Origin of the sequence: Stenotrophomonas sp. WHRI 8082 (genome assembly GCF_040223995.2) — a bacterium.
Taxonomy (GTDB): Bacteria; Pseudomonadota; Gammaproteobacteria; order Xanthomonadales; family Xanthomonadaceae; genus Stenotrophomonas.
Genome location: NZ_CP167826.1, coordinates 3558823 through 3570896, shown reverse-complemented (window position 1 = coordinate 3570896; position 12074 = coordinate 3558823). Strand labels below are relative to the sequence as shown.

Here is a 12074-nt window from a genome sequence, read left to right as displayed (position 1 = left end):
GATAGCCGCTACCGCATGCAACCGATCGTCCGCTGGTTCCACCAACTCGGCTCGCCGCCCACCTTCGACCGCTTCGCTCGTCGCTGGTCCCGTCTCTTCCTCATCGCCTCGTTGCCGGTGCTGGCCCTGGGCCTGTGGCAGGCGCTGTTCGTGGTGCCCGCCGACTACCAGCAGGGCGACAGCTTCCGCATCCTGTTCGTGCACGTGCCCAGCGCGTGGATGAGCCTGTTCGTGTTCGCGCTGATGGCCCTGTATGCCGCCATCGCGCTCATCTGGAAGATCAAGATCTGCGAAGTGCTGGCCATGGCCTGCGCGCCGATCGGCGCCGGTTTCACCGCCGTCACCCTGCTCACCGGCAGCATCTGGGGCCGGCCGATGTGGGGTACGTGGTGGGACTGGGATCCGCGGCTGACCACCGAACTCATCCTGCTGTTCCTGTATTTCGGGGTGATCGGCCTGTACATGGCCATCGAAGACCGGCGCAATGCCGCGCGCGCCGCGGGGCTGCTGGCCATCGTCGGCGTTGCCCTGTTACCGGTAATCCGCTATTCGGTGGACTGGTGGGGCAGCCTGCACCAGGGCCAGACGATCCGCCTGTTCGGGCCGTCCACACTGGATGCGAGCATGCAGTTGCCGCTGTGGCTGATGGTCATCGGCACCAAGCTGTGGTTCGTCGGCTCGCTGCTGGCCAAGGCGCGTGCGGACAACCTGCAGCGCGAGGCCGGCAAGGACTGGGTACAACGCCAGCTGGGAGGCGCGCCATGAGCTATCTCGGTTACGTCGTCGGCGCCTATGCGGTATTCGTCGGCCTGCTGGTCGTCGATGCCATCGGCTCGCGCCTGCGCCTGCGCCGGGCCCTGCAGGTCGCACGGCAGCGCCAGCAACGCCAGGACGCGCGGCGCAGTGCCGCGACCGGGCCGCTGGAGCTGGAGCGATGAACCCGCAGCGCCGCCGTCGCCTGCTATGGGTAGTGCTGTTGCTGGCCGCTTCGGGGCTGGCCACCGCGCTGGTGGCGATGGCCCTGCAGCGCAACGTGGCCTATCTGTATACGCCGGCCGAAGTGCTGCGTGGCGAAAACGGCAATGCCGAGCGTTTCCGACTGGGTGGCATGGTCGCCAAGGGTTCCCTGACCCGTGAGCCTGGCTCGCTGGTCGCCCATTTCACCGTGACCGATGGCGATGCGGACCTCGTCGTGCGCAGCGACCAGATCCTGCCCGATCTGTTCCGCGAAGGCCAGGCCGTGGTGGTCACCGGACGTCTGCAGGGCGGCCAGTTCGTCGCCGAAGAAGTACTGGCCAAGCACGATGAAACCTATATGCCGAAGGAACTGGCCGACAAGATGGGCGAGGCGCACGTGAAGCACGATGTGCCCGTGCCCGTGCCCGAGGTGCGCTGAGTGCTGCCCGAACTCGGACAGATCCTGATGCTGCTGGCCCTGCTGGCCGCGCTGCTGCAGTCCAGCCTGCCGCTGGTGGGTGCGCATCGCCGCATCGGCAGCTGGATGCAGGTCGCCCGGCCTGCCGCGTTCGCGCAACTGGTGCTGGTGCTCGCGGCGTTCGCGGTGCTGACGGCCGCCTTCGTACAGCAGGATTTTTCCGTCCGCTACGTCGCGGAGAACTCCAACAGCCTGCTGCCGATGGTGTACCGCTGGTCCGCAGTGTGGGGTGCCCATGAGGGCTCGCTGCTGCTATGGGCGCTGGTGCTGGCGGCATGGACCGGTGCGGTGGCGCTGGGCTCGCGGCAGCTGCCCGACGACGTGCAGGCGCGCGTGCTGGCGGTGATGGGTCTGGTCAGCGTGGGCTTCCTCGCCTTCCTGATCTTCACCTCCAATCCGTTCACCCGGTTGATTCCGGCGCCGCTGGAAGGCCGCGACCTCAATCCGCTGCTGCAGGACCCCGGATTGATCATCCATCCGCCGATGTTGTATCTGGGTTATGTCGGATTCTCGGTACCGTTCGCCTTCGCGGTCGCTGCGCTGCTGGACGGTCGCGTGGACACGCGCTGGGTGCGCTGGACGCGGCCGTGGACCAACGTCGCTTGGGCGTTCCTGACCCTGGGTATCGCACTGGGCAGCTGGTGGGCCTACTACGAACTCGGCTGGGGCGGCTGGTGGTTCTGGGACCCGGTGGAGAACGCCAGCTTCATGCCGTGGCTTGCCGGCGCGGCGCTGATCCATTCGCAGGCAGTGACCGAGAAGCGCGGAACGTTCGCCAGCTGGACGCTGCTGCTGGCGATCACCGCCTTTGCGCTGTCCTTGCTGGGTACGTTCCTGGTGCGCTCCGGCGTGCTGACCAGCGTGCACTCGTTTGCTGCCGATCCGTCGCGCGGCATGTTCATCCTGCTGTTCCTGGCCATCCTGGTCGGCGGTGCGCTGCTGCTCTACGTGCTGCGCGCCGGCCGCATGGGCGTGGACAGTGCCGATCCACGCAGAGGCTTCACCGCGACCTCGCGCGAAACCCTGTTGATGGCCAACAACCTGCTGCTGGCCTGTGCCTGCGCCATGGTGCTGCTGGGCACGCTGTATCCGCTGCTGGCCGATGCCTTGGGCATGGGCAAGATTTCCGTGGGTCCCCCCTACTTCGGCAGTCTGTTCCTGCTGTTGATGGCGCCGCTGGTGCTGCTGCTGCCGTTCGGACCGCTGGTCAACTGGCAGCGCGACCAGCCGTCGCGCGCACTTGCGCTGCTGGCCCCGTGGCTGCTGCTGGCCGTGCTGCTGGCGGCCGTCGCCTGGTGGCACGCACCGCAGAATGGCTGGAAGGTCGGGCTGGGCGTGGGCGCGGCCGCCTGGGTGGGACTCGGCACTGCACGCTTCATCTGGCAGCGGCTGCGCGGCAACGGCCGCTTTACTGCCGAGATGGTCGGCATGCTGCTGGGCCACGCCGGGGTCGCGGTGTTCCTGGCCGGCGCGTTGCTGGTAGAGGCGCTGAACGTGCAACGCGAGGTGGCCCTCGCACCGGGACAGACCGTGGTGGTGGGTGACCACGAAATCCGCTTCGAAGGCGTGGACCACCGCGAGGGGCCGAACTTCAGCGCGGACCGCGGCCACCTGCGCGTGTTCCGCGATGGGCGTGAGCTGGCCCTGCTGCACCCGGAAAAACGCCTGTACGCCAGCGGCGGGCAGGTGATGACCGAAGCCGGCATCGATGCGCGGCTGTCGGGTGACGTGTACGTAGCAATGGGCGAACCGCTGGGCAACAATGCATGGGCCGTACGCGTGCATATCAAGCCGTTCGTACGCTGGATCTGGCTCGGAGCGCTGTTGATGGCGCTCGGTGGCCTGGTTGCTGCGGCTGATCGTCGTTTCCGTCGTCGTTAGGAGTTGTGTTGTCCATGTCCGAATCCCCTGCCCCCCGCCCCTCCCGCCCGCTGCCGCCGGTAGCCATCGTGATCGGCGTGCTGTTCTTCTTCGGCCTGCTCGGGCTGATGGTGTACGGGGTGATGAAGAGCGACGATCCACAGCGTGATGTGCTGCCCTCGCCGCTGATCGGCAAGCAGGCACCGGCGTTCAGCCTGCCGGTGCTGCATGACCCGGACATTAGGGTGCGCAGCGAAGAACTGCGGGGCGCACCGTACCTGTTGAACGTATGGGGGAGCTGGTGTGCGGCCTGCCGCGAAGAACATCCGGTGCTGACCCGCTTTGCCGAAAGCAAGCGCGTGCGCGTGATCGGCTACAACTGGAAGGACGAGCCCACCGATGCACTGCATTGGCTGGAGCAGCTGGGCAACCCGTTCATGGTGGTGCTGAGCGATATCGAAGGCCGCACCGCGATCGACTGGGGCATCACCGCCGCACCGGAGACCTTCCTGGTGGACGGCAGTGGCGTGGTGCGCTGGAAATACAGTGGTGCGATGACCCAGGCCGTCGTCGACCAGAAGCTGATCCCGGCACTGGAACAGATCGAAAAGGCCCAGGCCGATGCCGGTAATGCGCTGCGCGCCACGCCCTGACCGCCGCGGCCTGGGCCTGCTCGCCAACGGCCTGCTGATGGCCGTGCTGCTGGTGGCCTCGCTGTTCTGCACCGCCACGCGTGCGCAGCAGCCGGTGCACGATGCGCGCCCGCTGCAGTTCGCCGATGCCGCCGAAGAGGCGCGCTTCCATGCCTTGGCCGCGCAGTTGCGCTGCGTGCAGTGCCAGAACCAGTCGCTGGCCGATTCCAACGCGCAGATCGCGCAGGATCTTCGCCGCGAAGTGCTGGAGCTCATCCACCAGGGCCATGACGATGCCGAAGTGAAGCAGTTCCTGGTGCAGCGCTACGGTGAGTTCGTGCTCTATCAACCCACCCTGCAACCGGGCACCTGGTTGCTGTGGGGCGGGCCGCTGCTGTTCCTGCTCGGCGGCGGCGTGCTGTTGTGGCGGCTGGTGCGCCGTCGCGGCAGCGCCGTGGTGGTGGATGACGCACGCGGAGATGGCTGGTGACGCTCTGGCTTGTCCTGCTGTCCGGGCTGGCCGGCGTCGTGCTGGCCGCCTGCGTGCTCTGGCCGTTGCGACGGCGCGGGCGCACCGGCTTCATGGCGGCGTGCCTCAGTCTGGGTATCGTCAGCGCCAGCCTGTACCTGCTGGTCGGCGATCCACGCGCGGCGCAGCAGCCCGCCGCACCGTCCATGGCCGATCTTCGACAAGGCGTGGAAGCGTTGGAGGCATCGCTGCAGCGCGAGCCACAGCGCGCCGACGGCTGGGCACTGCTGGGCCGCTCACGCAGCGAGCTTGGCCAGAATACGGCGGCGGCCGATGCGTTCGCCCGTGCGGCCGCCCTGGCACCGGATGATGCCGGTCTGCTGGTCGAAGCGGCACAGGCACGCGCGCAGGCCGACGCCGCGAAGCGGTTCGATGACACGGCACTGCAGTGGCTGCAGCATGCACTGACGGTGCAACCCGACGCCGAGCGCGCCGCCTGGCTGCTGGGCATCGCGCTGCGCCAACGCGGGCGCGATGCAGAAGCGGTCGAGGTGTGGGCGGCGTTGTTGCCGCGGCTGCAGCCCGGTGCGGCCACGGCACTGGAACAGCAGCTGGCGATCGCACGCGCCGCGGCCGGCACCGAGGCACCCGCTACCAGCCCGGACCCGGCACAGCGAAACGCCGATCCGCTGCTGAGCGTGCGCATTGCGCTGCCCGCTGGCTTCGATCCCGCGCAGTGGCCGCAGGGCACGGCCCTGTTCGTACTGGCGCGTGCCCCCGGAGGCCCGCCGATGCCGGTGGCGGTGCGCCGTTATCCCCTTGACGCGTTGCCGTCCAGCGTCACGCTCAGCGACGCCGACAGCCCGATGCCGACCCAGCCGCTGTCTGCCCACGCACGCGTGGAGGTATTGGCCCGCCTGTCGCGCGCAGGGACGGCGTCGCACACCGAGGGTGACCTGGAAAGCGAACCGGTGACCGTGCAGCTGCCGCAGTCCGGCGAGCTGCAGCTGCAGCTGCGGTGACACGGTCCGCCGACGGCCCGCTGCGCTCGCCGACCGTGGGTCGGCGCTACCCTCGCCTGATACCGCACGCGCGGTAACGGCCTGCGCCGAAGGCCCGCTGCGCTCGCCGACCATGGGTCGGCGCTACCCTCGCCTGATGACGCACGTGAGCCTCGCCTGGTAGCGCCGAGCCGTGCTCGGCGGAATCCTGCCGCCCACGAAAAAGCCCGGCGTGAGCCGGGCTTTTTGATTCCGCTTGCGCAGGCAGGGCTTAGTCGCCCTGCTGCTTCTGCATGTGTTCCCAACGTTCCTGGGCGTCGATGGTGCGCTCAGCGGTCAGGCGCGCCTCAAGGCGATCCAGGCCGATTTCTTCACCGGTATCCACGCAGTAACCGTAGTCACCGGCTTCCAGGCGCTTGAGCGTGCTGTCGATCTTGCCGATCAGCTTGCGGTAGCGGTCGCGGGTACGCAGTTCCAGCGAGTTCTCGGTCTCGCGGGTCGCGCGCTCGGCTTCATCGCCGATGTCACGCACTTCCTCACGCAGGTTCTCGATGGTCTGCTTGGATTCTTCCACCAGGTCGGCGCGCCAGTCCTGCAGGCGCTTGCGGAAGTACTCCTGCTGCAGCGGGCTCATGTATTCCTCTTCCGCACCCGGCTTGTAACCGGTGGGCAGGATCGGACGGCCGGTGGCTTCGTCGGTCTTGTACTCGACCACCTTGTACTTGCTGCGCGGCGCGGGAGCGGTCGAGCGGGCGGTCACTGCCACGGCAACCTTGCCCACCGGGCGGGTTGCGGTCTTCGGGGCGGTATCGGATTTCACTGGAGTTTTCGCGGGCGATTTCGAAACGGGCACGGGATTCTTGATTTGCGGGGCCTTCTTGGCAGTTGCGTTGGCAGCCTTTGCAGGTGCCGCAGCGACCGCGTTACTGGCCGGGACAGACTTGGCCGGAGCCGGCGGGGCCGGCTTCGGTACGGACTTCACTGCGGGCGCCGCCGCCGGCTTGCCTGCCGGCTTGCTCGCGGCCTTGCCCACCACCGGCGAGGCCGGTGCGGACTTCTTCACCGCCGGACGGGCCGACGGCTTGTTGACGGACGCCTTGCCGGTAACCGGTTTGGCGGCCTTGGTCGCCGTGGCGACCTTGGAAACCTTCTTTGCCGGGGCCGTACTGGCCGCGGTCTTCTTTGCCGCCGACGTGCTGACGACGCCCTTGCCGGCCGTCGTTCTGCCGGTCGACTTCGCAGGCTTGGAGGCCACCTTGGCCGCCTTCGCCGGCGTGCTGGCCGTCTTGACCGCCTTGACGGGTGCTGCCTTGACGGGTGCTGCCTTGGCCACCGCCTTCTTTGCCGGCGCCTTCGCTGCCGGGGCCTTTTTTGCCGCCGTCCTGGCTGTTCCCTGCTTGCTCGCTGTCTTCACTACCGGCTTGGCCGGCTTCTTCGCTACAGACTTGGCCGCCGTTTTCTTCGCAACAGGGCTGGCGGTTTTCTTGGCGGCCTTGACGGCCTTCTTTGCAGTTTTTTTAGCAGCCACGAAACGCTCTTCCTTGGATTCCCCGGGGCCCGGGAAAGCGGGCCTTTATAGCCTACCCGGCCGACAGCAGCAACCGCGTGACAGGACGCACACACGGCCCTCCCACTGCAGGACCCCATGCTGTCCCTGACCCGCTTCACCACCCGCGCGGCACGGAACGTGGCCGGCGGATCATGCCACCGGCATGGCTGCGGCGCAGGACGCGCGCGGCAGCCAACGGCCCATCCTGCGACAAATCCTCGCCGCTGCCAACCATGCCGGCTGCGTCGCCTCTACTGAATGGGCGACATCGTCCTTGTGGGGGGCCTGAGGCCGCCGACTGCCATGCCGCCGCGATTCACCCCAAAGGACGGACCACGTTTTACTATGAACGGGTGATCTCCCACCTGCTCATCGCCGTGCTGCGCTTCTACAAGCGCTTCATCAGCCCGTTGCTCGGGCCGCGTTGCCGCTTTTTCCCCAGCTGTTCCGAATATGCCATGCAGGCCATCGCCGGCCACGGGCCGCTGCGCGGCAGCTGGCTTGCCGTGCGCCGCATCGGCCGCTGCCATCCCTTCCATCCCGGCGGATTCGATCCGGTGCCCGAGCGCACCGACGACCCTGCCTGCCGCTGCAAAGGAAACCACTGACATGTCGTCCACCCTGATCACCAATGCCCGCCTGGTCAACGAAGGCCGGGTCTTCACTGCCGATCTGCGCATCGAGAACGGCCGCATCGCCCGCATTGACGGCAGCCTGGCCGCCCGCGATGGCGAACAGGTCGTCGACGCCGCTGGCCGCTGGCTGCTGCCCGGGATGATCGATGACCAGGTGCATTTCCGCGAACCCGGCCTGACCCACAAGGGCGACATCGCGACCGAATCGGCGGCGGCCGTGGCCGGTGGACTGACCACCTTCATGGACATGCCGAACACCAATCCGCCCACCTTGAACGCCGATGCACTGCAGGCCAAGTACGATGCCGCCGCAGGCCGCGCGCGCGCCAATTACGGCTTCTACATGGGTGCAAGCAACGACAACCTGGAGCACATCCAGCGGCTGGATCCGAAGACCGCGCCGGGCATCAAGGTCTTCATGGGCGCATCGACCGGCAACATGCTGGTGGACAACCCGGACACGCTGGATGCGATCTTCCGCGATGCGCCGACGCCGATCATCACCCATTGCGAAGACACGCCGATGATCGACGCGCTGGCCAAGCAGTTCCAGGCGCAGTACGGCGATACGCTGAGCGCTGAACAGCATCCGGACATCCGTTCGCGCGAAGCCTGCCTGAAGTCATCGCAGCTGGCGGTGGCGCTGGCGAAGAAACACGGCACGCGCCTGCACGTGCTGCATATCTCCACGGCCGACGAATTGATGCTGTTCGAGCGCGGACCGATGATCCGTGCCGATGGCAGTCGCAAGCAGATCACCGCGGAAACCTGCATCCATTTTCTGCGCTTCGACCGCACCGATTACGCGCGGCTGGGCAACCTGATCAAGTGCAACCCGGCCATCAAGGACGTGGCCGACCGAGAGGCACTGACCCGCGCTCTGGTGGAGGACATCATCGATGTGCTGGCCACCGACCACGCCCCGCACACTTGGGAAGAAAAGCAGAAACCCTACCCGCAGGCACCGTCCGGCCTGCCCCTGGTGCAGTACGCCCTGACGGCCGCGCTGGAACTGGTGCACGAAGGCAAGCTCGACATCACGCGCGTGGTGCAGAAGTTCGCGCATGCGCCGGCGCAGCTGTTCGACGTGGCCGAGCGCGGGTTCCTGCGCGAAGGCTATTTCGCCGACCTGGTGCTGGTGGAAGACAAGCCGTTTACCGTGAAGCGCGAAGACGTGCTGTCCAAGTGTGGCTGGTCGCCCTTTGAAGGCACCACGTTCCAGTCGCGCATCGCGTCCACCTGGATCAATGGCCAGCTGGCCTGGGACGGTAGCCAGATTGTCGGTGCGGCCAACGGCCAGCGTCTGGCGTTCAGCCGCTGATGCGCGGGACGTTGCTGGCGTCGATCCTGGCCGGCGCCCTGCCGCTCGTGCTTGCATTTCCGATCTCGCCGGCCGCCGCGCAGTCCGCCGAGGCCCGGGTGGTGTTCCCGGCAAGTGCATCGCAAGGCGCGATGGTGATCGGGAAAGTGCCCGCGGGCAGCACCGTGCGTTTCGGCGGACGCACGCTGCGCGTGAGTGGTTATGGCAGCGTGGTGTTCGGCATCGGTCGTGACGAGAAGGGTCCGCTGCAGGTGGACGTGCAGCGCCCCGACGGCGGCAGCGAGACCGTGCGTATCGCCGTCACGGCCCGCGACTGGCCGGTGGAGCGCGTCAACGGCGTCCCGCCGAAGACGGTCAATCCGCCCGCCGCCATTGCCGAGCGCATCAAGCGGGAGCAGGCGCAGGTCACTGCCGCCCGCGCCCGCGATGACAACCGCGCCGACTTCGCGCAGCCGTTCACGTGGCCGGTGCAGGGGCGCATCAGCGGGCGCTTCGGCAATGCACGCGTGTACAACGGTCAGCCCGGTTCGGGCCACTCCGGCATGGACATCGCGGTGCCCACCGGCACCCCGGTGAAGGCACCAGCCGCAGGTGTGGTCACATTCGCCGCGCCTGACCTGTATCTCACCGGCGGCACCTTGCTGCTGGACCATGGTTTCGGGGTCAGTTCGAATTTCCTGCACCTGTCACGCATCGACGTAAAGGTGGGGGACCGTGTCGAGCAGGGTCAGGTGATCGCCGCCGTCGGCGCGACCGGGCGAGCGACCGGTCCGCATCTGCATTGGGGCATGAACTGGTTCGACACCCGCATGGATCCGCTGCTGGTGCTCGAACGGAAATAACGGTTGCGCCGAGCCACGCTCGGCGGAATCGTCCAGGCAACGGCCCGCTGCGCTCGCCGACCATGGGTCGGCGCTACGGATTACGGACGTCGCGGATTCTGCATCGGTAGCGCCGAGCCACGCTCGGCGGAATCGTCCAGGCAACGGCCCGCTGCGCTCGCCGAGCGTAGCTCGGCGCTACCGTCGACGCGCTGGCATCAGCCCCGCGCGGCCCACCACACACGCAACAAGGTGCGCACCGGGGTCGCTTCTATCGGCTTGCCATCGGCCTGTGCCTGCAGCCGGGCACGGGCCAATGCCGCCCAGATCCGACGCGGCCGCGGGCCGGCAACGCGCCGACGCCACGGCTTCAACAGCATGCTGGCCCAGCGCTGGGCTGCCCCCGTCGCGTCCTGCTCCAGCAGTGATCGCGGGATGCCGGCAACACCGGCATCGAACAGCCGCTGCGCCATTGTCTGCGTCAGCACGGCCTGCCCTGCCCCACTGCGCAATCGATCTTCGAACAGCACCGCCTCCACGCCTGCCACGGCGTTGGCGTAGTCGCCCAGCGCGCGTTCCGCGGCCGGCGCATCCGGCGCAACGGCACGCGCATCGACCAGCGACGGCAGTGCATCAGCCAGCTGCGCCCACGGCGCACGCACCGGCTCCAGCACGCGCCCCAGCGGATGCCGTGAGCGCTGTGACGCCCAGCTGCGCAGCTCCTCGCCCCACCAGGCCAGCTTGGCATCGGCCGGCAGCGGGTCGCCGCTGGTGTTGAGCATGTCGTCGAATTCCTGCAGCAGCGCGAACCACGCCACCGTGCGCGCGCGAAGGTCTGGCGCCACGAATGGCTCGGCGACCGACCATTCCGGCCAGCGGGCTCGCCATTTGTCGAGGAAACTGTCCAACGCACTGCTGTTCACTACACGTCCTTCAAATAGAACCCGGCATGGCCGGGAAAGTGGGCCACTGCGAGGCCTGTTGCAGGGAGACCGCATCTTCAACGTTGGTGTCGGCCTGCCAGGTCGCTGGATCGTCCTCGGCGAGGCGGTAACCCCAGAGCGCGGCGATTGATCGCATGCCCGCCGCGCGTGCCGCGATGATGTCGCGCTCGTCGTCGCCGACATAGACGCAGTGCGGGGCGCTGACGCCCATCAGCTGCGCGGCGTGGAGCAGCGGCAGAGGATGCGGCTTGCGCTGCGGCAGCGAGTCGCCGCCGACCAACACCGCACACCGGTCCTGCCAGTGCTGCTGGGGCAGGATCAGTCGTGCCAGGTACTCCGGCTTGTTGGTGACGATGCCCCAGCGCGCGCCATCGGCGTCCAACGCATCGAGCATGTCCGCCACTCCGTCGAACAGCACGGCATGCTGGCCGATCAGGCCTTCATAGCGCTGCAGGAACTCCGGCACCAATCCATCGCGTGCGGTGTCGGGCAGCTCGGGGAACGCAACCGCCAGCATGGCGCGCGCGCCCTTGGACACCACGGGACGAAGCTGCTCCAGCGACACCGCCGCGCGGCCGCGTGCCGCCAGCATCGCCGTGGTGGCGGCCACGAAATCCGGCGCGCTGTCCAGCAGGGTGCCGTCCAGATCGAACAGCACCGCGCGCGGGAAGCGCGCTGCGGTCATGCGGGCTTGACCGCGTGGGCGAGGTAATTGATGTCGGTACGGCTGCTCAGGCGCGCACGGTTGCGCCACGGCTCGTAGGCCATGCCACTGACATCCTGCAACTGCAGGTCCGCTTCGCGCAGCCAGCGCGAGAGCTCGGCCGGCTTGATGAATTCCTGGTAGTGATGCGTCCCCTTCGGCAGCAGGCGCGCCACGTACTCGGCACCGACAATCGCCACCGCGAACGCTGCCGCGGTGCGGTTGATCGTGGACAGGAACAGCTGCCCGCCCGGCTTCAGCAGCTGCTTGCAGGCCTCGATGATGGCGGCGGGATCGGGCACGTGCTCCAGCATTTCCATGCAGGTGACCACGTCGAAACCTGCCGGCTGCTCGGCCGCCAGGTCCTCGGCTGCCTGTACCCGGTAGTCGACGGTCACTCCACTTTCCAGCGCATGCAGCCGGGCGACCTTGACCAGCTCCGGGGCAAGGTCGATCGCGGTGACTTCCGCACCGGCCTGGGCCAATGCTTCGCTCAACAGGCCACCACCGCAGCCGATATCCAGCACGCGCAGGCCGCGCAGCGGAGCGCGCTCGGCCACGTACTGCAGGCGCACCGGATTGAGTGCGTGCAGCGGTTTCTGCGGGCCGTCGGCATCCCACCAGCGGGTCGCCAGCGCGGCGAATTTGTCCAGCTCGGCCTGGTCGAAATTGGAAGAAGGATTGGGGGCATTCATGTCGGGAGT

General features: G+C 67.8%; 14 protein-coding genes. 10 read left to right on the top strand and 4 right to left on the bottom strand.

Annotated features, from left to right (window positions below):
• Positions 1 to 15 precede the first annotated feature (15 nt).
• The 7 genes from ABRP17_RS15580 to ABRP17_RS15550 are packed head-to-tail and all read left to right on the top strand — an operon-like array spanning position 16 to position 5418.
• Complete coding sequence (locus ABRP17_RS15580; RefSeq protein WP_188326826.1) at positions 16 to 765, top strand: heme ABC transporter permease; 750 nt, start codon at positions 16 to 18, stop codon at positions 763 to 765.
• Positions 762 to 938, top strand: a complete 177-nt coding sequence (ccmD, locus tag ABRP17_RS15575; protein ID WP_188326825.1) for a heme exporter protein CcmD — start codon at positions 762 to 764, stop codon at positions 936 to 938. The genes ABRP17_RS15580 and ccmD overlap by 4 nt, the downstream gene beginning before the upstream one ends.
• Positions 935 to 1396, top strand: coding sequence for a cytochrome c maturation protein CcmE (gene ccmE / locus ABRP17_RS15570; protein WP_192081392.1), 462 nt, complete (start codon positions 935 to 937; stop codon positions 1394 to 1396). The genes ccmD and ccmE overlap by 4 nt, the downstream gene beginning before the upstream one ends.
• Entirely contained in the window at positions 1397 to 3316 is a 1920-nt protein-coding gene (locus ABRP17_RS15565) for a heme lyase CcmF/NrfE family subunit (RefSeq protein WP_188326823.1), read from the top strand.
• A gap of 14 nt (positions 3317 to 3330) precedes the next feature.
• A complete protein-coding gene (locus tag ABRP17_RS15560) occupies positions 3331 to 3948 on the top strand; it encodes a DsbE family thiol:disulfide interchange protein (RefSeq protein ID WP_188326822.1) in 618 nt (205 codons plus the stop codon).
• A complete protein-coding gene (locus tag ABRP17_RS15555) occupies positions 3926 to 4417 on the top strand; it encodes a cytochrome c-type biogenesis protein (protein WP_372486815.1) in 492 nt (163 codons plus the stop codon). The genes ABRP17_RS15560 and ABRP17_RS15555 overlap by 23 nt, the downstream gene beginning before the upstream one ends.
• On the top strand, positions 4414 to 5418 hold the full coding sequence (locus ABRP17_RS15550; protein WP_349986238.1) for a cytochrome C biogenesis protein: 1005 nt from the start codon (positions 4414 to 4416) through the stop codon (positions 5416 to 5418). Before ABRP17_RS15555 ends, ABRP17_RS15550 begins: the two co-directional genes overlap by 4 nt.
• Positions 5419 to 5668: 250 nt before the next feature.
• Here the strand turns inward: ABRP17_RS15550 and dksA are convergent, their stop codons facing one another.
• Positions 5669 to 6925, bottom strand: a complete 1257-nt coding sequence (gene dksA / locus ABRP17_RS15545) for an RNA polymerase-binding protein DksA (protein WP_349986237.1) — start codon at positions 6923 to 6925, stop codon at positions 5669 to 5671.
• Positions 6926 to 7299: 374 nt separating this feature from the next.
• On the opposite strand from dksA, the gene yidD reads away from it, so the two are divergent.
• Genes yidD through ABRP17_RS15530 form a run of 3 tightly spaced genes read left to right on the top strand, consistent with a single transcriptional unit; the run spans position 7300 to position 9744 of the window.
• Positions 7300 to 7554: a membrane protein insertion efficiency factor YidD gene (gene yidD / locus ABRP17_RS15540; RefSeq protein ID WP_223203044.1), complete on the top strand. Its 255-nt coding sequence runs from the start codon at positions 7300 to 7302 to the stop codon at positions 7552 to 7554.
• A gap of 1 nt (position 7555) precedes the next feature.
• Positions 7556 to 8902 carry a dihydroorotase gene (locus ABRP17_RS15535; RefSeq protein ID WP_188326818.1) on the top strand — a complete coding sequence of 449 codons (1347 nt, stop codon included), beginning with the start codon at positions 7556 to 7558 and terminating at the stop codon, positions 8900 to 8902.
• On the top strand, positions 8902 to 9744 hold the full coding sequence (locus ABRP17_RS15530; RefSeq protein WP_188326817.1) for a M23 family metallopeptidase: 843 nt from the start codon (positions 8902 to 8904) through the stop codon (positions 9742 to 9744). Before ABRP17_RS15535 ends, ABRP17_RS15530 begins: the two co-directional genes overlap by 1 nt.
• A gap of 197 nt (positions 9745 to 9941) precedes the next feature.
• Here ABRP17_RS15530 and ABRP17_RS15525 read toward each other — a convergent pair whose 3' ends face one another.
• From ABRP17_RS15525 to ubiG, 3 genes are read right to left on the bottom strand one after another with little or no spacing between them, the layout of a single operon-like run.
• Positions 9942 to 10646 carry a squalene/phytoene synthase family protein gene (locus ABRP17_RS15525; protein ID WP_188326816.1) on the bottom strand — a complete coding sequence of 235 codons (705 nt, stop codon included), beginning with the start codon at positions 10644 to 10646 and terminating at the stop codon, positions 9942 to 9944.
• A gap of 10 nt (positions 10647 to 10656) precedes the next feature.
• A complete protein-coding gene (locus ABRP17_RS15520; protein ID WP_349986234.1) occupies positions 10657 to 11352 on the bottom strand; it encodes a phosphoglycolate phosphatase in 696 nt (231 codons plus the stop codon).
• Entirely contained in the window at positions 11349 to 12065 is a 717-nt protein-coding gene (gene ubiG, locus ABRP17_RS15515) for a bifunctional 2-polyprenyl-6-hydroxyphenol methylase/3-demethylubiquinol 3-O-methyltransferase UbiG (RefSeq protein ID WP_192081401.1), read from the bottom strand. The genes ABRP17_RS15520 and ubiG overlap by 4 nt, the downstream gene beginning before the upstream one ends.
• Positions 12066 to 12074 lie beyond the last annotated feature (9 nt).